17 protein-coding genes are annotated in these 19,874 nt (G+C 59.7%); 3 read left to right on the top strand and 14 right to left on the bottom strand.

The features are described from left to right. Window positions 1–51: 51 nt before the first annotated feature. From IDL90_RS08685 to IDL90_RS08660, 6 genes are all read right to left on the bottom strand, one after another. Window positions 52–915: an HpcH/HpaI aldolase/citrate lyase family protein gene (locus tag IDL90_RS08685; protein WP_182142253.1), complete on the bottom strand. Its 864-nt coding sequence runs from the start codon at window positions 913–915 to the stop codon at window positions 52–54. Beyond that, entirely contained in the window at window positions 900–1,685 is a 786-nt protein-coding gene (hpaH, locus tag IDL90_RS08680; RefSeq protein ID WP_182142251.1) for a 2-oxo-hept-4-ene-1,7-dioate hydratase, read from the bottom strand. The genes IDL90_RS08685 and hpaH overlap by 16 nt, the downstream gene beginning before the upstream one ends. 91 nt (window positions 1,686–1,776) lie before the next feature. Next, window positions 1,777–2,925: a 3,4-dihydroxyphenylacetate 2,3-dioxygenase gene (gene hpaD / locus IDL90_RS08675; RefSeq protein WP_182142249.1), complete on the bottom strand. Its 1,149-nt coding sequence runs from the start codon at window positions 2,923–2,925 to the stop codon at window positions 1,777–1,779. Between the two features lie 94 nt (window positions 2,926–3,019). Then, the gene (gene hpaE, locus IDL90_RS08670; protein ID WP_187995140.1) at window positions 3,020–4,534 is read right to left on the bottom strand and encodes a 5-carboxymethyl-2-hydroxymuconate semialdehyde dehydrogenase; all 1,515 of its coding nucleotides are present in this window, start codon (window positions 4,532–4,534) and stop codon (window positions 3,020–3,022) included. A gap of 20 nt (window positions 4,535–4,554) precedes the next feature. Then, window positions 4,555–5,280, bottom strand: a complete 726-nt coding sequence (locus IDL90_RS08665; protein WP_316930320.1) for a GntR family transcriptional regulator — start codon at window positions 5,278–5,280, stop codon at window positions 4,555–4,557. Beyond that, window positions 5,262–6,833 carry a fumarylacetoacetate hydrolase family protein gene (locus tag IDL90_RS08660; protein WP_262509133.1) on the bottom strand — a complete coding sequence of 524 codons (1,572 nt, stop codon included), beginning with the start codon at window positions 6,831–6,833 and terminating at the stop codon, window positions 5,262–5,264. The genes IDL90_RS08665 and IDL90_RS08660 overlap by 19 nt, the downstream gene beginning before the upstream one ends. A 163-nt stretch (window positions 6,834–6,996) precedes the next feature. On the opposite strand from IDL90_RS08660, the gene IDL90_RS08655 reads away from it, so the two are divergent. Further along, entirely contained in the window at window positions 6,997–8,403 is a 1,407-nt protein-coding gene (locus IDL90_RS08655; protein ID WP_182142244.1) for an MFS transporter, read from the top strand. Between the two features lie 159 nt (window positions 8,404–8,562). Here the strand turns inward: IDL90_RS08655 and IDL90_RS08650 are convergent, their stop codons facing one another. Continuing rightward, window positions 8,563–10,029, bottom strand: a complete 1,467-nt coding sequence (locus tag IDL90_RS08650) for an NAD-dependent succinate-semialdehyde dehydrogenase (protein WP_187995138.1) — start codon at window positions 10,027–10,029, stop codon at window positions 8,563–8,565. A gap of 195 nt (window positions 10,030–10,224) precedes the next feature. Here IDL90_RS08650 and IDL90_RS08645 point away from each other — a divergent pair, with 195 nt between their 5' ends. Beyond that, window positions 10,225–10,974, top strand: a complete 750-nt coding sequence (locus IDL90_RS08645; protein WP_187995136.1) for an IclR family transcriptional regulator — start codon at window positions 10,225–10,227, stop codon at window positions 10,972–10,974. A 211-nt stretch (window positions 10,975–11,185) separates the two neighbouring features. Then, complete coding sequence (locus IDL90_RS08640; RefSeq protein ID WP_187995134.1) at window positions 11,186–13,069, top strand: FAD-dependent monooxygenase; 1,884 nt, start codon at window positions 11,186–11,188, stop codon at window positions 13,067–13,069. Between the two features lie 346 nt (window positions 13,070–13,415). On the opposite strand, the gene IDL90_RS08635 is transcribed toward IDL90_RS08640, so the two are convergent. The 7 genes from IDL90_RS08635 to IDL90_RS08605 form a co-directional block, all read right to left on the bottom strand. After that, window positions 13,416–13,937 carry an acyl carrier protein gene (locus IDL90_RS08635; protein ID WP_182142237.1) on the bottom strand — a complete coding sequence of 174 codons (522 nt, stop codon included), beginning with the start codon at window positions 13,935–13,937 and terminating at the stop codon, window positions 13,416–13,418. A gap of 2 nt (window positions 13,938–13,939) precedes the next feature. Next, a complete protein-coding gene (locus IDL90_RS08630) occupies window positions 13,940–14,440 on the bottom strand; it encodes a DUF3145 domain-containing protein (RefSeq protein ID WP_182142236.1) in 501 nt (166 codons plus the stop codon). A gap of 109 nt (window positions 14,441–14,549) precedes the next feature. Then, complete coding sequence (gene def, locus IDL90_RS08625; RefSeq protein WP_182142234.1) at window positions 14,550–15,041, bottom strand: peptide deformylase; 492 nt, start codon at window positions 15,039–15,041, stop codon at window positions 14,550–14,552. A gap of 6 nt (window positions 15,042–15,047) precedes the next feature. Then, complete coding sequence (locus IDL90_RS08620) at window positions 15,048–16,886, bottom strand: proline--tRNA ligase (protein WP_182142233.1); 1,839 nt, start codon at window positions 16,884–16,886, stop codon at window positions 15,048–15,050. A gap of 8 nt (window positions 16,887–16,894) precedes the next feature. Beyond that, the gene (locus IDL90_RS08615) at window positions 16,895–17,437 is read right to left on the bottom strand and encodes a hypothetical protein (RefSeq protein WP_187995132.1); all 543 of its coding nucleotides are present in this window, start codon (window positions 17,435–17,437) and stop codon (window positions 16,895–16,897) included. Next, window positions 17,430–18,557 carry a flavodoxin-dependent (E)-4-hydroxy-3-methylbut-2-enyl-diphosphate synthase gene (ispG, locus tag IDL90_RS08610; protein ID WP_182142635.1) on the bottom strand — a complete coding sequence of 376 codons (1,128 nt, stop codon included), beginning with the start codon at window positions 18,555–18,557 and terminating at the stop codon, window positions 17,430–17,432. The genes IDL90_RS08615 and ispG overlap by 8 nt, the downstream gene beginning before the upstream one ends. A gap of 52 nt (window positions 18,558–18,609) precedes the next feature. Beyond that, window positions 18,610–19,872: a M50 family metallopeptidase gene (locus tag IDL90_RS08605; RefSeq protein ID WP_316930319.1), complete on the bottom strand. Its 1,263-nt coding sequence runs from the start codon at window positions 19,870–19,872 to the stop codon at window positions 18,610–18,612. Window positions 19,873–19,874 lie beyond the last annotated feature (2 nt).

Here is a 19,874-nt window from a genome sequence, read left to right as displayed (position 1 = left end):
TTCGGCCTTCCGGGGCATTGTCACACCCAGCCCTGCTGGAAGTACGCGTGACTAATAGGCTGCGGCCTCGGAAACGCCCACTTCCGGCACCCACTTTTGCGCCAGTGCTTCACTGCCCCGGGCCACCATGGTCACATCGGCGCCAACAAGGATAAAGCGCACTCCCCCGGCGATGTAGTCTTGCGCAGCATGAGTGTCAAAGGCATTAACGCCCACCGGTCTGCCCAAGGCGCGACCTCGGTCGACCACGGACATTACTGCCGAAACCACGTCAGGATGGGTCTGGCGACCAATCAGGCCCATGGATGCAGCCAGGTCTGACGGCCCCACAAACACGGCGTCAACTCCGTCAACCTGCATGATTTCTTCCGCGTTTGAAACGCCCTCGGCAGTTTCAATCTGCACGGTGACACTCACGTAGTCGTTGGCGTTCTCAAGGTAGCCGGGGACTCGCCCCCACCGACCGGAACGTGCGAGGGCGCTACCAACTCCTCTCACTCCAGCCGGCGCGTACCTGGCAGCGGCGACGGCCGCCCTGGCTTGGTCAGCGTCGGAAACCATCGGAACCACGATGTTCTGCACACCCAGGTCAAGAACCTGCTTGATCGTCACCGGGTCGGCGCTGGGAACACGAATGGCCGGGGTGATGGGGTTGGCAGCGATGGCTTGGAGCTGCATCTGCATTTGGGCAAGGCTCAACGGCGAGTGTTCTGCGTCAATCAGCAACCAGTCCAAGCCCGATCCCGCCGCAATCTCCGCCATGACACTTGAGCCCGAACAGAGCCACATCCCCACCAGGGGGCGGTCACCGGTTTCCGCAAGCAACCGTCCCAGTGTCTTTGGGAGCGCCGGACGCGGCTGGCCCAGTCCTTCGCGATGCGGCTGAACAGGCTCCGGGTCTAAATGAAGCGGCATGAGATTGTCCCCAGAGGTCCGTAGTCAGCCAGGATCGTGTCGCCCTGTTCCACCCACATTGGCCGGGTGAAGGAGCCAGCGAGGACGATATCGCCCGCCTTGAGACCATCGCCGTGCTGCGCCAGCTTTCCTGCCAACCATGCAACCCCCGTGGCGGGATGGTTCAACACGGCGGCCGCAACGCCGGATTCTTCGATGGTTTGGTTACGGTACAGCAGTGCGGAAACCCAGCGGAGATCAACAGCGTCGGGCGCGACCGGATTACCTCCGTAGACCATTCCCCCCATCGCAGCATTATCGCTGATGGTGTCCACGATCGTACGTCCTTGCATTTCGATCCGGGAAGAAAGAATCTCAAGGGCAGGAACCACGTACTCTGTCGCCCGAAGCACATCAAAGATCGTCACATCAGGACCGGAGAGATCCGTCTTCAGAACAAAGGCCAGTTCGACCTCGATCCGCACATTGGAGAAGCGGTCGAATGGGATCTCCCCACCATTGTCATAAACCATGTCCTCGAAAATCGCACCGTAGTCGGGCTCGGTGATTCCCGTTGCAACCTGCATGACTTTGCTGGTGAGACCAATTTTGCGTCCCACAAGGCGCCTGCCGTCGGCAATGCCGCGCTGAACCCACTTGGCCTGGACCCTGTAGGAATCTTCAACAACCATGTCTGGGTATCTCGCGGTGAGGAGCGGGACCATCGTGCGATCGGCCTCGGCCTGCGCCAGTTCATCCGCAATCGCGGTCAGTTGTGAATCGTCAAGCATTCAAGAACCCTTCGTCAGTAAGACCTACTAGAGGACAATTGCAACAAGCCCGGGCGCGTGACTCCGTTGTCACCACGCCCGGACTCGCAACTTACAGCTGGTTACCCAGCTTGAACTCACCGAGCTTCCACTCCGGCATGGAATCGTCCTCATCTTTGCGAGTATATGAGAATCCGTCGGCGCCAATGGTGGCCTCCAACTCGCTCTCATCCGTGCGACCCACTAGGGGCTGCACGTTGTCGTCAAGGTCGAGGACGCGTGACGCATCACGGTACCAGCTAGGCACAACCGGGGTGCCCCACCAGTCGCGGCGCTGGTTATCGTGAACATCCCACGAAACCTTGGGGTTGTCCGGATCGCCCGTGTAGTAATCCTGCGTATAAATCTCTACGCGGTGCCCATCGGGATCACGAAGGTACAGGTAGAAGGCATTTGAGACCCCGTGACGGCCAGGACCACGCTCAATGTGGTCCGAGAGCCGCAGAGCACCGAGCTTGTCACAAATCGCCAGGATGTTGTGCTTCTCGTGAGTCGCGAACGCAATGTGGTGCATTCTGGGTCCATCGCCACCGGTCATGGCAGTGTCGTGAACAGTTGGCTTGCGACGCACCCAGGCTGCGTAGACCGTTCCGTCCTCGTCGACAATCTCTTCAGTAACGCCGAAGCCCAAGTCTTCCATGTATCCAACTGCCCGGGGGACGTTCGGAGTCACCTGGTTGAAGTGGTCAAGTCGCACCAGGGCGCCGGGCGTGTAGAGCTGGTAGTCCCACGCGAGGCGCTTCTCATGGTCGACGTCGTAGAAGAACTCGTACGGGAAGCCCAGCGGGTCCTGAACCCTGACTATTTCTCCCATACCGGCAACAGTTCCAGCAGGAACGCGCTCCACGCGGCAACCCAGCTCTTTGTAGAACTCCTCAGCCTTCTCCAAATCTTCAGGTGTGCGAACCCGGTAACCGAAGGCACGAATCGCGGCCGTGTCACCCTTGCGCAGGATCAGGTTGTGGTGGATGAACTCCTCCAACGACCGCAGGTAGACCTCGGTGTCATTCTCTTCCGTAACGACCAGCCCGAGGATGTCGGCGTAGAACTTCTTTGATTCCTCCAAGTCCGTAACCACCATGTCCATGTACGCTGCGCGCAGGATGTCCGGGGGTGGGGCAACCGGGGTGGGAACCGGATCGGAACCAAGGATGACCTCGGCGTCTAGGTAATCGGGGCTGACCTTCTTGTCTTCACTCATGAGAGCACCTTTGCTTTCTATTCTTGGCGTTGTGGCGTAGGGGAATGGACGAGGGCGTAGTTAGGGGTCGCCCTCGTCCCGGTACTTCGTTGCGTTACTGCTTACCCAATGACGGGTTGTGGACTTTGTCGAGGTTGATGTGCACTGCTTGCTGATCGGTGTAGAAGTCGATGGAGCGGTATCCGCCCTCGTGCCCCAGACCCGAGGCCTTCACCCCACCAAACGGCGTACGCAAGTCGCGGACGTTGTTGGAGTTGAGCCACACCATGCCCGCCTCCACATTCTGAGCAAAGTTGTGTGCCCGCTTCAGGTCGTTGGTCCAGATGTAGGCAGCCAGCCCGTACTTGGTGTTGTTGGCCAGCTCGAGCGCTTCCTCATCAGTGTGGAAGGGCGTGATCGCCACAACCGGACCGAAAATCTCCTCCTGGAAGATCCTTGCGTCCGGGGCCACGTCAACAAAGACCGTTGGCGCAACGAAGTTGCCCTCTGGGAATCCCTCAGGTCGGCCACCGCCGGCAACCAGTCGCCCCTCTTCCTTACCGATTTCGACGTAGCTCATCACCTTGTCGTAGTGCTCAGGATGGACGAGGGCGCCCACCTCGGTGGTCGGATCGGAGGGTAGACCCACTTTGACGTTCCGGGCCTGCTTCGCGTACTTCTCGACGAACTCGTCGTAGATGTCGCGCTGAACCAAGATGCGGCTCCCCGCCGTGCAGCGCTCACCATTCAGGGAGAAAACACCGAAGATGGTGGCATCGACAGCGTCGTCGACGTTCGCGTCCGCGAAGACTACCGCCGGGGACTTTCCACCCAACTCCATGGAGAGGCCCTTTAAGAAAGGAGCGGAGTTTCCGAAAATCAGGCTGCCCGTCGAGCTTTCACCGGTGAAGGAAATCAGCGGAACATCGGGGTGCTTTACCAGGGAATCCCCTGCGCTTTCACCAAAGCCGTTGACCATGTTGAAGACACCTGCCGGGACTCCAGCCTTCTCAAAGATCTCCCCCCACAGCGACGCTGAGAGCGGGGTGAACTCCGCGGGCTTGAGGACGACGGTGTTGCCTGTGGCCAGGGCGGGCGCCAGCTTCCAAGACTCCAGCATGAACGGGGTGTTCCACGGCGTGATCAGGCCAGCAACCCCGATGGGCTTGCGGTTGACGTAGTTGATCTGGCGACCGGGCACCTTGTAGACGTCATCCGTCTGCGCAACGATCAGATCCGCAAAGAACCTGAAGTTCTCTGCGGCGCGGCGTGCCTGTCCAAGCGCCTGCGTGATAGGAAGACCGGAGTCGAAGGACTCAAATGCCGCTAGGCGCTCATCTTCTGCTTCGATCAGATCCGCTACCTTGTGAAGGATTCGCGAGCGTTCCCGCGGCAGCATTTTCGGCCACGGACCCTCTTCGAATGCCTTTTTCGCAGCGGCAACAGCGCGTTCAACATCGGCCTTCTGGCCCGACGCTGCATCAATGTAGGCCTCGTTGGTGACGGGGTTGATGACCTCAAAAGTCTCTCCCCCAAGAGAGGGCACGGCCTCTCCGTTGATGTAGTGCAGGATCTGGCTGGGTAAACCCTGTGGCACAGCCATTTCGGGCGCCACGCTAGCTTCCGACATTTGCTCTCCTAATAGTCAGATTAATCCAAGTCCGGTGAGGCTTGGTCGTGTTGGCGAATCAGATAGGCGTCCATGGTCGCCAATCGGTGGGCGCGTACTGCCCGTTCGATTTCTGAGGGCGGAGCCCCCTGTTCAATGAGCTCCAGAATCGCAGAGTGTTCCCGTACCGACTCCCTTGCCCGACCGGGGACGAATGAGAATGTCGACTCCCGAAGGTTGCCGAGCACCGCCCATTCTGCGTGAACCAGATCGGTGAGCCGCAGGTTGTGACAACCCGTCAGCAACGCCGAGTGGAACTCTTGGTTCAAGACTGTGAAAACGCGGGGATTGAAGTCATCCAAGGTTCCCCGCATTACCTCGTTGGTGCGGCGCGCCCGCTCTAACTGTTCCGGCGTGATGTTCGGAGCCGCAAGCGCGGTTGCTGCCCCTTCCAGAACCGCCAGTGTTTCCATTGACTGTGCGTATTGGCGATCATCGATCATCTTGACGCAGGCGCCGATGTTGCGTTCGAAGGTCACGAGGCCTTCGGCTTCGAGGCGCCGAATCGCCTCACGAACTGGAACGACGCTCATGTCGAGTTCGGAGCCAATGGAGGCCAGAACCAGCCGGTAGCCGGGTCCATACTGGCGCGAAAGAATCCGTTCCTTGAGTGTCAGGTAGGCGTGCTCTGCCTTTGAGACCGAGGCCTTCTTCTTAGGCTTCGCGGCTTTCTTTGGTGCATTCACTGCTACTGGCTTTTCTTCCACTGTTCGTACCGGTCCTTCCACTCTTCGTTCATTGGGAAAAGACCGTCGACGGGATTCCCCTCTGCGACACGTTGCGCAACCCAAGCGTCGGAATCTTCGGCTGCTTGCGCGCCTTCCACAACCTGTTTCACCAGGTCTTGGGGAATGACGAGGACGCCATCGCGGTCCCCGACAATGATGTCACCTGGCTCTACAGTGGTGCCCCCACACGCCACGCTTCCACCGACCTCCCACGGGAAGTGTTTGCGTCCGAGGACAGCCGGGTGGGCGCCCCGGGTGTAGACGGGGATGCCGACTTCTGCGACGGCGTCGTAATCACGGACTCCCCCATCGGTGACGATCCCCGCTGCGCCCAGGCTGTTCGCACGAATGGCAAGAATATCGCCGAGGGTGCCGGACCCGGCCTCGCCCCGAGCTTCGATCACCACAACGTCGTCGGGCTGGAGGGAATCGAAGGCACGCTTCTGAGCGTTGTAGCCACCACCGTGTTTCGCGAAGAGGTCCTCACGGTTGGGCAGGAAGCGCAGGGTCTTGGCGATGCCGACCAGTTTCTTCTCTGGATGCATGGCGCTGACACCGTCGATGCTGACGTTGTTCAGACCCATTTTGCGAAGCTGTGCGCTGAGTGCGGCTGTTGGGAGTCCCAGCAGCGACTCCTTGAGGTCTTCGGTAAGGGTAACCTCCGGCGTGGATTCTATAGGCGTGGTTCCCCACGCCTCGGCGATCTGCACCTCGTCGGTCTGGGGGACATCTCCCAAGCGGGGATCAAAGTCATGGTCATCCTGGACAACCGTGGTGAGAAGTTCGCCCGAGCTGATTCCGTTTGCCACGACCTCGACCGTTACCGCATCACCTGGTTCAACTACGGAAGACCCAGCGGGGGTGCCCGTGAGGATGATGTCCCCGGGTTGAAGGGTGAAGTGCTGTGACAGGTCTGCAACTATCTGCGGCAGTGAGAAGAACATGCCGGCACTGGAGTCCTGCTGGGCGAGATTTCCATTGACCTTGGTCGTGATGGCGATATCCGCAGGGTCGAGGTCGGAGGCGCGAATGAAGTTTGGCCCAATCGGGGTGTAGCCGTCCCCGCCTTTGGAGCGAACATTCGAGCCCTTATCTGCCTTGCGCATGTCGTAGATGCCGAAGTCATTTGCGGCGGTTACCCAACCGACATAGGACCACGCGTCGGCGGTGGAGACCCAACGGGCAGGCTGCCCGATAATCAGAGCGATTTCCCCCTCGAATGCCAACAGGTCTGCTCCCTTTGGCCTGGATATATCTGCGCCAGTTGGCGCCAGGGAGCTGACGGGCTTAAAGAAGTAGGAGGGGTTCTTCGGCTTGCGTCCCCGCTGCTCAGCCCGCGAGTCGTAGGAAAGGTGAACCGCGATCACCTTTCCCGGCTTTAGCGGCAATTCTGCTATCGCACGCTGATTGGCTGCCTGCATGTCGCTCATACCGACCTCTTCTATTACTTCGAGTTCTATCGCTTCGCGTCCAACTGAAACCTGAAGATCACGTCGAGAGCCATTGCTACGCGAATCTGCAGTGACTAACATCGGTCATCCTTCTTTGGAGCCAACTGGGCCTTCATGCGAGAGAGTTTGCCTCGAATTTGGGAAATGCTCTTGCGTCGTATTCCAAATGATATACGATGTGTTCACGATGAGCAAGCCAAAGATGGCTCGCTCTCCGCACAACTCGACAAGGGAGTAACGAGTTATGACACAAACCGACTACGTCATCGCCGAGGGTGAGCCCACTGTTAGGCCGCCCAGCCTCCGCAAAGTCTTCAAGGAGAACCCTGATCAGGGCCGCGTCATCGCGGCGACCGTCATTGGTACCTCTCTGGAGTGGTATGACTTCTTCGTATACGCTGCGGCAGCCGGACTCGTGTTCAGCAGGCTGTTCTTCGAACCGGCTGGGCCAAATGCCGCAATGCTTCTGTCATTTGCGACGGTTGGAGTTTCGTTCCTGTTCCGCCCGCTGGGCGCCGTGATTGCCGGACACCTCGGTGACAAGTACGGGCGCCGTCTGGTGCTGGTACTGACACTGTGGACCATGGGGGCCGCTACTGCCCTGATTGGTCTTCTACCCACCTACGCCTCCATTGGTATCGCTGCACCAATCCTTCTTGTCCTACTCCGCGTCCTCCAAGGAATCTCCGCAGGCGGAGAATGGGGAGGCGCCGTACTTATGGCGGTGGAGCATGCAGCTCCCGGACGTCGCGGCCTACTTGGCGCACCCCCACAGATCGGCGTCCCGCTCGGTCTGCTGATGTCTTCCGCAGTCATGGCAATCATGGCGTGGATTGCGCCGGGAGAGGCATTCTTCGAATGGGGTTGGCGTGTCCCCTTCCTGCTTTCAGTGGTACTTGTGTTTGTTGGCTACTGGGTCCGCAAGTCCGTTGAAGAAAGCCCCGTTTTCAAGGAGATTTCTGAGCGCAAACAAGAGACGAAGACTCCTCTGGTCGTGCTGCTCAAGAATTTCCTTCCCCTAGTTATCATCGCGGCCCTAGTCTTTGCCGGAAACAGCGCGGTGGGCTACATGACCACGGGTGGGTTCATCCAGGCCTACGCCGCAAATCCAGATGGTCCTCTGGGGCTCGATCGGCCCGCAATCCTCTGGGCGGTTGCAGGTGGCGCCGTAGTTTGGCTGGCCTTCACCCTCATTGCAGGATGGGCGTCGGACTTTATAGGGCGGCGTAACACCTACTTCGTTGGTTGGGTGTTGCAAGCGATCGGCGTCCTCGCGCTGTTCCCGCTGATAAACGGGGGAACAGCGATGTGGCTACTCGCGGGCCTTGGCTTCCTGAGCATCGGACTCGGTTTCACCTACGGACCGCAGGCAGCCTTCTACGCGGAGTTATACCCGGCGTCTGTTCGTTTCTCTGGTGTATCCATCTCATACGCTCTCGGCGCTGTACTCGGCGGGGCCTTCTCACCCCTCATCGCCCAGGCACTGCAGCAGCAAACCGGTTCGTGGCACGCCATCATGGTGTATCTGCTCATCATGACCGCAGTGGGTTTCCTGGCGACGCTCGCACTGCGAGACCGGTCGCGAATCCCCTTGGGTCCCGACCATGAGGCGGAGCAGGCAAAGAGCCCGCTGGTTTGGAAGAAGGACTAGCAGCCGACGTAGCAAACGGGCCCACGGCCCGATATTTGCGAAATGTATATGGCGGGACGAAATGTGCGTCTGGGGTAGATACCCCAGACGCACATTTCGTCCCGCCATATACATTTGGGAAAGAAGGCTGGACCGCGGCCCGACCGCGGCGCGCTACCGCTACACGAATGGGTTCGGCGACAGGGTGTACTTGGTCTGCAGGTACTCTTCGATGCCTTCCGGTCCGCCCTCGCGTCCCAACCCCGACATCTTCCATCCTCCAAACGGAGCAGCAGCGTTGGAGACCACCCCCACGTTCAGACCCATCATGCCGGTCTGGATCGACTCAATCAGACGTTGCGCCCTCGCAAAATCACGGGTGTATGCGTAGGAAACCAGACCGTACTCTGTAGAGTTCGCCAGTTCGACCGCGTCCTCCTCGGTATCGAAGGGAACGACTGCAAGAACAGGACCGAAAATCTCCTCTTTGAGGATGTCCGAGCCCGCAGGCACGTCTGAAATCACGGTCGGCTCAATGAAGCTTCCCGGACCCGGGATCGCCACTCCACCAATCTTGAGTGTGGCCCCGCGTGCGGTCGCATCCGCAACCAGTGCGACTGTCTTCTCAACCGCACGATGGTCGATGAGAGGGCCGATTACTACGCCCTCGTCCGTACCACGGCCAACCCGCATTTCCCGGACTCGTTCGGTCACTTTCTCTACAAACTCATCGACTAGTGGACGGGCGACGATGAACCGGTTGGCGGCAGTGCACGCCTGACCAATGTTGCGGAACTTGGCCTGAATTGCGCCCTCCACAGCATCGTCGAGGTCGGCGTCCTCGAACACGAGGAACGGGGCGTTGCCACCCAGCTCCATGGACGTACGCAGTACCCCGTTTGCTGCCTGCTTGAGAAGCTGCTGGCCCACTGGCGTTGAGCCCGTGAACGATACCTTTCGCAGGGCTGGGTGATCGATTATTGCGGCGGACACATCGACGGAATGATCCGTGGGAATGATGTTGACGACTCCGGCAGGCACGCCTGCCTCTTCCAGGGTTTGCGCCAAGTAAATGGTCGTAAGTGGGGTCAGCGCCGCCGGCTTCACGACAACTGTGCAACCTGCAGCGAGTGCCGGAGCGATCTTGCGCGTGCCCATGGCCAGCGGGAAGTTCCACGGCGTAATCAAGAACGCGGGCCCGACCGGATGCTTGGTGACGATCATGCGCCCCGTGCCTTCGGGGTTTGATCCGTAGCGACCACTTATTCGCACGGCCTCCTCGCTGAACCAGCGGAGGAACTCCGCGCCGTACGCAACCTCTCCCCTGGCTTCCGCAAGCGGCTTGCCCATCTCGATCGTCATCAGCAAGGCAAAATCTTCCTTGCGTTCCTGGACCAGGTCGAACGCCCTGCGCAGGATGTCTGCCCGAACGCGGGGTGGTGTTGCGGCCCAGGCGGGGAATGCCCTGTCGGCAGCTTCAACTGCGTCGATCCCATCCTGTACCGAGGCACTTGAGATCTCCTTGAGAATCTCTCCGGTTGCGGGGTCGCGGACAGGTAGCGTGTTCCCGTCCGACGATGCGCGCCACTGCCCGTCAATGAGTAGTTGACTTTCTATCTTCTGCAGCAAATCTTTTTCAGCGTTCATGAACCATTCTCTTCACGTCGAGACAATCGGCGAACCCGGGGCGATCATCAGCGGTCGTTCCCCGGTCTGGAGCGAGGGCGCCACTGCCATCCACCTATACTGAACACAGCAACGCCTATACCGAATCGTATACGATCGCCATCGTGTAGACAATCCTTTGTGCGAGACCCTGCAGCATCCTAGAAGGAGGCCACTGTGACGCCCACTCCCACGGGCACCCCCACGGACACCCCGGTTGGGAACACCGGCGCGGGTGAAGGACTAGCAGGAACGCTGAGCAGAGGGATCCAAGTACTCAAGCTGGTGGCTGCCTCACCGTACCCCCTCGCCCCCGTGGCCATCGCGGACGAGGTCGGAGTATCCCGAGCCACTACCTACCGCCTACTACGGACACTCGAACACCACGACCTCGTCGTGGCAACACCTGATGGTCGCTATGTGCGCGGGCCCGGACTTGGCCCCCTAGCCGCAGCAACGCAACGCAGCCTGCGCCAACTTGCCGCCCCAACGCTACGTAACCTTGCTGATCGAACTGGTCTCACAGCTTTCATTGCTATGCAGGATCAAGACGAGTGCGTGACACTCCTCAGCGCAACCCCAGAGGGGTTTACAACCTCCATCAGCCAACCCACGGGATCGCGTCACCCAGTCTCAAGCGGAGCCCCAGGAAAGGCAATTCTCTCCATAGTGCCCCGTGAGGATTGGCCTCTCTCACAAGAGCAGGCAGACTCGTTAGAAGAGGAGATTGAGGCCATTTGGCAACGGGGATTTGCCGTCAGCCACAACGAGGTACTCCCCGGAGTTAGCTCCGTGTCTGTGCCATTTCAGATTCCGGGAGAACGGCCCTGTGCCGTAGCTCTGCTCTGCACGGACCAGTCTCACGACCCCGCGGGTTTAGCGGCAGATCTCAAGCACGCCGCGGCAGAAATCGAGAGCAGGGCGTAGCAGCACGCACGACGGTGGACCGGGCGCCGGGGCCTCGGGCTAAACGCCGCAGGAGGTTGCGCCTCGTGGAATCAGGAAGTCTATGGATTTATGTTGCGCGCTGGTCACGTATCATATACGATCTGTCTCACTGGGTGCGGTGAAGCACCTGCTGACCTTCCGATGGAAGACAACTTTAATCCGATGGAAGCCAACTTAAAGAGGAGTTGCAGTGCTTTTCCACCACCACGGTTATGTCTCAGAAAACCCGCGAACCAAGCCAACTGAAGAGGGCCACAGCTACGCCGACCAGCTTCCTGATAACATCGACGTCCTGATTGTTGGCAGCGGCCCCGCGGGAATGATCCTGGCTGCGCAGTTGTCAATGTTTCCTTCCATCACGACACGGATGGTCGAGCGCCGTCCTGGACGCCTAGTTCTGGGTCACGCCGATGGCATCCAAGCACGTTCTGTTGAAACCTTCCAGGCTTTTGACTTCGCTGAGCCCATCATCCAAGAGGCCTACCACCTCACGCAGATGAACATTTGGGGCCCCGACCCAGACCATCCCGAAGAGATCATCCGCACCGGCGTAACTATCGATGACGAAACCGGGGTCAGCGAGTTCCCTCACCTCATTGTCAATCAGGCCCGCGTCCTCGACTACTTTGCGGAGTTCGCAGCGAACTCTCCCAGCCGCTTCAAGCCGGACTGGGGTTGGGAGCTCACAGATCTGGTTGTTGGGGACGAGGGCGAGTACCCAGTCCGCGTGGAACTGTTGGGTACCGCGGACTCCAACAAGGACGAGAAGAAGACGGTCCACTGCAAGTATGTGGTCGGGGCCGACGGCGCACGTTCTCTGGTTCGCAAGAAGATCGGTCGGGAACTAAAGGGGGGCCAGTCGAACCACGCGTGGGCGGTCATGGATATCCTCTACAACACCGACTTCCCGGATATTCGCACCAAATGCGCCATCCAGTCCAAGGCCGGATCGATTCTGCTCATCCCCCGTGAAGGCGGATACCTTGTACGCCTCTACGTAGATCTTGGCGATGTTGCCGAGGACGATGGCGGCAAGGTCCGCGAAACCAGTATTGATGATGCCATCAAGAAGGCGAATGACATCCTCTACCCGTACAAGGTGGACGTTAAGAAGGTTGCGTGGTCATCCGTATACGAAGTCGGCCACCGGGTTACAGACAAGTTCGACAACGTACCCGCAGACTCGGATGACATGCCGCGTGTCTTTATCGCCGGGGATGCTTGCCACACCCACAGCGCAAAGGCTGGTCAGGGCATGAATGTCTCCATGCAGGACACCTTCAACCTTGGTTGGAAGCTGGCGTATGTGCTGACAGGGCTTGGCAAACCCCTCCTGTTGGACACCTATTCAGCAGAGCGTCAAGAGATCGCACAGAACCTCATCGACTTCGATCGTGAATGGTCTTCAATGATGGCCAAGAAGCCAGAGGATTTCAAAGACAAAGACGAACTAGCCCAGTTCTACGTGTCCACCCAGGAATTCCCTATGGGGTTCATGACACAGTACCGCCCCTCCGTGCTGACGGAGCCGGGCCAGAGCCAGGCGTTGGCAACCGGCTACCCCATTGGCAAGCGTTTCCATTCGGCGCAAGCAGTGCGGGTTGCGGACGGAAACAAGGTGCATTTGGGTCACCTTCACAAGGCTGATGGACGGTTCCGCATCTATGCCTTTGCTGATCAGGGCGGACTTGCGAAGAACTCCGAAATCAGCCGATGGGCGGAGTGGATGAAGACCGACCCGTCCTCACCCATTGTCAAGTACACACCACGCGGTGCTGATTTGAACTCGGTGTTCGATGTGAAGGCCATCTACCAGGACGACTACACGGACATCAATGTCCATAAGGCGCCCTCGCTGTTCCTCCCAGAAGTCGGCCCATACGGGATCGAGGACTTGAACAATGTCTTTGGCGGGGGTCTGCGCACGGACATCTTTGACGAGCGTGGCATCGACACGACCGAGGGGGTTGTCGTGGTGGTACGGCCCGATCAGTACGTGGCAGCGGTGCTCCCCATGAGTGCTACCGAGAGACTGTCGGAGCTCTTTGACGGCTTCCTCGTCGAGGCGCTCTAGCGTAGACACCAGTAGCGCTCTGACCGGGCACCAGTAGCGCTCTAACCCAGTATGGCGTTCACGGGCAGGGCGTTGGTGTTCCGGTCTGCCCAGCTCGGCCCGGCCCGGCCCAACGGTGCGTGTTGAGCCTTACGGAGCGAGTTTGGTCGACATAACACTGTGATTTAAGGCCCGATTGAGCCAAACACGCACCGTTGGGCTCAACACGCACCGTTGGGCTCAACACGCACCGTTGGGCCGGGTTGGGCCAGGTTGAGTTGGGTTGGGCCAAGGTAGGTGGCGCCGTAACCCCGGCGCGCCACGCAGCGGCAACGCCACGATCTGGGGTTTCAGCAGCCGACCCTGTCTACGCCTGATCCCTCGGGGCATCGAGGATGTCGCGGGGGGTCTGCCATGACTCAACAACTGGATCCGGGAACTTCGCGCCAGCAAACCGCTCCAGTTCAGCCACCAGTGCCCACAGTGGCAAACCCTGGATGTCCAGGTCGGTCGTCAAGCTCGCATCAAGGTCGAAGTCGTCGCTAGACATCCCGTTCAGGTCACAGATCGTTGCGATCAGGGTGGACTCAAACGTGGGGTCCGCAACTGCCGCCTCTGAGTTAGCGGAGATCCCAGTTGGCGTCGAAAGGGAAGCCGATCCTCCGGCGGTTGAGGTCTGTTGGGGGTGGCCTTGGACGGCGGTTGTGGCCGGTTGGGAATGCCCCTGACCGTTGGCGGGAGGCTGTCCGCCAGCAAGGTTACCGCCGACGAGGACGTCCTGGTCACCACTGTCCTTCTCCGGAGTTGGCGTTGCACCGTCCGATGGGGCTTCCCCTTCCCCACCGAACAGTGCCGCAAGATCGCCAAACTGCTCGCCAATTGAGCTCATGGTTACCCCACCCTGTGGAGCCAGCGCACCGGGGCGCCCGCACCTGCATAGCGGAACGGCTCTAACTCATCATCCCAGGCTTGACCCAACGCCAAATCGAGAGCGTCGCGCAGATCTGCGTAGTTACTGGAAGATTCCACTGCGGCACGAATCCGGTCCTCTGCAACCACCACGTTGCCCGCAGAGTCCATCTGATAGTGGAAGATCCCCAGCTCCGGGGTATGCGCCCAGCGTGATCCATCAGAATCACGTGACGCCTCTTCCGTCACCTCATAGCGAAGGTGTTCCCAACCCCTCAGGGCAGAGGCGAGGCGGGCACCAGTACCAACTTCACCGGTCCACGACAGCTCCGCGCGCATCATGCCGGGGGCTGCTGGTTGATCTGTCCATTCCAGGCGCACTTCACGCCCCAGCGCCGCACCGGCCGCCCACTGTACGTGCGGCCCAAGAGCTGGGGGGACTGAGTGTATGAACAACACACCCCGGGTTAACGTTCCTAGCATCGCTACCTCCAGTTGGAATCAAGGATCGTCTTCCCCAACGTTCTTGATCACCCAAGTGGTGTTTGCGATGCCTCTAGGTTATCCCAAACGCGCCCGGTACGAAAAGCCCTCAGAAGTCCGCGTTGCGGATCGCCTTCAATGCCTTACGCCTCGTGGCACGGTCCAGCCTGTCAATGTAGAGCATTCCCTCAAGGTGGTCGGTTTCGTGCTGCAAGGCGCGGGCCATAAGCTCTTCACCTTCCACCACAACCGGCTTCCCGTCGAGGTCGATTCCCTCAACCCGTGCGTACCAGGCACGCTCCGTCGGGTACCACAGGCCCGGGACCGAAAGACACCCCTCATCTCCGTCCTGGTACTCCTCCGTTGACACCTCGACCAGCCTGGGGTTCAGCACATAACCGATCTCATCATCAATGTTCCATGAGAAAGCGCGCAGCCCAACGCCGATCTGGGGTGCCGCAAGCCCCGCGCGGCCATCCATATCAACCGTCTCAAGCAAGTCCTCAACCAGGGAACGCACCCGATCGTCAATCTCTGTGATCCACTCGGTTGGAGTGCGGAGCACCGGGTCCCCGATGACGCGGATTTCACGAATTGCCATATCCTGCTACTTCCCTTCCAAGGCCGAAAGACCCGCGTTCTCCGCGGCAACAAGTGCATTCCGCGCAGCCGTTACAGCCATAAACGCCGCCTCCACCTTGACCTCTTGACGCTCACCTGAACGCCGTTCACGCAATTCGACCACGCCGTCCTTCAACCCGCGACCGATCACCACCGAAAGTGGAATCCCCAGCAGCTCTGAGTCCTTGAACTTCACGCCCGCTGAGGCCGAACGGCGGTCATCCAGCACAACATTCAGGCCGGAAGCGTCAAGATCTTCAGCCAAGACCCGCGCCGCGTCCTCCAGATCAGTTCCCTTACCGGCGACGATGACATCAACATCAAACGGTGCAACAGAGGCCGGCCACGCCAGCCCTTTATCATCGTGAGTCACCTCAGCAAGTGCAGCTAGGGCCCTAGAAACACCAATGCCGTACGACCCCATGGTGACCGTGCGTGCCTTGCCGTTTTCGTCGAGGACGGTGAGGCCGAGCGCTTCCGCATACTTGCGACCCAACTGGAAGATGTGGCCGATCTCGATCCCTCGGTTGAGACTCAGGGGTCCCGAACCATCCGGAGCCGGGTCGCCCTCGCGAACATCCGCTGCTTCGATGTATCCATCCGCCTCAAAGTCGCGTCCCATCACGAGGCCGGTGGTATGAAGGTCCTTCTCATTTGCGCCGCTAACCCACACGGTTCCCGAAACGATACGAGGATCAACCAGGTAGCGCACGGAACCCGAAGGGTTGCCGTCCTCGTCCACAACGCGTAGCGCCGAGTTCGGCCCAATGGCCTGTGGGCCGATGTAACCGGCAACCAACTCGGGGTGGGTCTTGAGGTCTTCCTCGGTTGCCACCTCGACCTCGAACGGCGACAGAGAAGCCTCAAGTCGCGTCATGTCGATGTCGCGATCCCCCGGAATACCAACGACAAGTAGCTCCCGTTTGCCATTCCCATCGATGACAGTGAAGACAACGTTCTTGAGGGTGTCCGAAGCCTGCCAGGGACGATCTCCGCGCGGAGCGGCCTCATCCAAGACCTCAACCAGTGTCTCGATTGTGTCAGCACCCGGAGTCTCAACGACGCGGGTCTGCGCCAGTCCTTCGGTTGGGGACGGCGTGGGCGAGGGCGTTGTGACGGCCTCGGAGTTAGCCACGTACCCACCCGGAGAAGTCACGAACGTGTCTTCGCCAACCGGGCTGGGCAGCAGGAACTCTTCTGAACGTGAGCCTCCCATCGCACCGGAAACGGCAGAGCAAATCACGTAATCCAAACCTAGGCGCGTGAAAATCCGCTCGTAGGCGGCCCTCTGCACCATGTAGGAATCGTTCAACTGGTCATCGGTGAGGTCGAAACTGTAGGCGTCCTTCATGGAGAACTCACGCCCACGCAGCAGCCCACCCCGGGCCCGCGCCTCATCGCGGTACTTCACCTGGATCTGGAACAGGGTGAGTGGCAGTTCCTTATAGGACGACACCATCTCTTTCACCAGCAGCGTGAACATCTCTTCATGAGTCGGCGCCAGCAGGTAGTCATTATCGCGACGGTCCTTGAGTCGGAACAGGTTGGGACCGTAATCAACCCAGCGGTTGGTCAACTTGTAAGGCTCGGCTGGAAGAAGGCCGGAAAAGAGGACCTCTTGCGCCCCAGCCCTGCCCATCTCCTCGCGGATAATCGCCTCAATGTTGCGCAGCACCATGAGGCCCAGCGGCAGCCAAGTGTAAATACCAGGGGCAACGCGGCGGATGTACCCTGCCCGAACAAGCAACTTGTGGCTCCCGAGCTCAGCTTCGGCCGGGTCTTCCCGCAGTGTCTTAACGAACAGCTGCTCCATTGTCGTAAGCATGTAACTCCCTAGTCTTTCAGTGGGTTCTTAGCTTGCCCCACGGCGACCTGTCGCCGAAATCCGTGCAGTTTTGCGCTGGTCACCACGGCGCTGGTGGCGAGGACGACCGAGGCCGCAAAACGCCCTCGTACCCCGTCTAGAACCGCGTAACGTTCACGCACGTGGATCATTGTTCCCCCACTGACCGGGCGCAATGCCACGGCCACTGTAGCGCGGAACAGGTCTTGGTCGTGGTCATCATCGCGGGCGGGCATCACTGCCTCCCAGACAACCAGGTCCGGCGCCTGCCGATAGACAACCGCCAACTCTGAATCAAAGAGGTCCTCATAGAGACTTTGCAGCTCGAGGGCGAGCGGCCACACATCCTCCGGGGTCCCCGAAGCAACCACGGCGCGGTCACCCTGAACAGCTGCGGTTGGGAGCAGCAAATCCCCGGGCATGGAGACCTGCGCTTGCGACGCGGTCAAACCAACCCGAGCTGGGAAACCCATATAAGCCAAAGCGGCCAAACCGGCAGCCGGAAGGAGGATCGCCTTTGCAAACTTACGCAAGAACCTCGACCTCGCCATCCCCGGCCTCAAGACCCATTTCTTCAGCAAGCACGCCAGCGTGGCGAATCAGAGTCTCAACGATTTGGTCTTCGGGGACGGTCTCAACGACCTCGCCCCGAATGAAAATCTGTCCCTTGCCGTTACCGGAAGCGACACCCAGGTCGGCCTCACGCGCCTCCCCCGGACCATTGACAACGCAGCCCATCACAGCAACACGCAGGGGCACGGTAAGGTCCTTGAGCCCCTCGGTAACCTCTTCAGCCAGGGTGTAAACGTCAACCTGAGCACGCCCACACGACGGACAGGAAACAATCTCCAGGGTGCGTTCGCGAAGGCCCATCGACTGGAGGATCTGCAAGCCAACCTTGACTTCTTCAACCGGCGGTGCCGAAAGCGAAACCCTGATCGTGTCGCCAATGCCTTCCCGCAGGAGTGCGCCAAACGCCGTGGCAGACTTGATGGTCCCCTGGAAGGCCGGACCGGCCTCGGTGACACCAAGGTGAAGGGGCCAGTCCCCGGCCTCGGACAAAAGCTCATAGGCCCGAATCATCACGACGGGATCATTGTGCTTCACGGAAATCTTGAAGTCGTGGAACCCGTGCTCCTCGAACAGAGACGCTTCCCAGACGGCGGATTCCACCAGGGCTTCCGGCGTCACTCCCCCATACTTGGCGTACATGCGACGGTCCAGCGAACCCGCGTTGACCCCGATACGCAACGAGGTGCCGTGATCCGTCGCAGCCTTCGTGATCTCAGCAATCTGGTCGTCAAACTTACGGATATTTCCGGGGTTGACCCGCACCGCCGCACAACCGGCCTCGATAGCCTGAAAAACGTAGCGGGGCTGGAAATGAATGTCGGCAATAACCGGAATGGTTGACTGCCGTGCAATGATGGGCAGCGCTTCCGCATCCTTGTCAGTCGGGCACGCCACGCGCACAATGTCGCAACCAGCAGCAGTCAGTTCCGCAATCTGCTGCAACGTCGCACCAATGTCGTACGTCTTGGTCGTAGTCATTGACTGAACCGAAATGGGGCTGCCCCCGCCAACCGGCACATCTCCGACGTGGATGAGCCGAGTCTTCTTGCGGGGAAACGGCGTGTCTTTAACTTTGGGCATACCCAGGGAAACTTCACTCACCAAGCCATTATCCCACCTAGTTGCCGCCAGGTTACGCGAACGTAATTGGCTTCACGAGATCGGCGACAACCAGGATCACTGTCATCACCATGAGAACTGCGAAAACCGCGTACGCGAGCGGCACCATTCGTGCCGTATCCGCGGGTGCGGGGCGTGGTTTACCAGTCACTTTTGCGCCAACATTTCGTGCCCCACCCCACAGCGCGCCGACCACGTGGCCGCCATCCAGCGGGGGCAGAGGGATGAGGTTGAAGACAAAAAGTGCAACGTTTAGCGCGCCCAGTAGGGAGAGCATCAGGGCTGCACGATCAAGAAATGACATGCCCCCGGGGATTCCCGTCCCGGTTGTGGAATCACTATCTACCGCCGTGGGTGCGCCGGTAATATCCCCGGCCAGCCTCGCTACCCCAACCACTGAAATGACCCCCGAAGAATCCCTTTCCTCACCGGTAAAGAGAGACTTGACCAGATCAAACAGGCTCACGGGTAGCGCGACGATGGCCCGCCCGGTTGCGCTGACCTGCATCCACACGTTCTCAGCGACATCAGCGAGTGTTCCACGTTGGCGTTCCACCGCGCTGACAATACCCACGTAGCGCGTGCCGTCCTCGCGCAACTGCGGTTCCACCACTAGGTTGACGGGGCTACCCTCACGAATCGCGACCACATCTACCGGCCCGTCAGTCGCTTGGATCGCCTCCGTGAGAACTTCCCATGACTCAACGGGTCGGCCATCCCACTGGACAATCTGGTCCCCCGCTTCGATACCTGCGGTAACCGCCGGGCTCGCCGTACCGTCCTCGGCATTGCGCACCTCAGCAATGGTGGTCGAGGGCGCGTTGAATCCTATCCCCATGACCACAACCGCGATGAGAACAACTGCTATCAGCAGGTTCATAACGGGACCACCCGCCATAACCACCAGCTTCTGAGGGGTCGACAGCTTGTAGAACGGCTTCCCCGACTGGCCACGACGGGCCGCTTCTTCAAGTTCTGCGCCCGACTGCTGCCGGGCCATTTCCGCAAGGGTCAGACTTCCATCGGCCTTGGTCTTACGCCCATTTCCATTCGGGAAATACATTCCAAGGATCCGCACGTATCCACCAAGCGGGAGGGCTTTGACACCGTACGTGGTGTCACCTTTCCTGGTTTTCCAGACCGTTGGCCCAAACCCAATCCAGTATTCGGGGACGAGGGCGCCAAACTTCTTTGCGGGCAGCATGTGCCCGAGTTCGTGGAGGGCAACTGAGATCATCAGCCCGACAATGAGGATGACCAGTCCGACGATGAACACGG

It is taken from the genome of Schaalia sp. JY-X159, from assembly GCF_014525425.1.
Lineage (GTDB): Bacteria > Actinomycetota > Actinomycetes > Actinomycetales > Actinomycetaceae > Scrofimicrobium.
The sequence above is the reverse complement of the archived record's forward strand: the minus strand, read 5'-3'. Positions and strand labels throughout refer to the sequence as shown.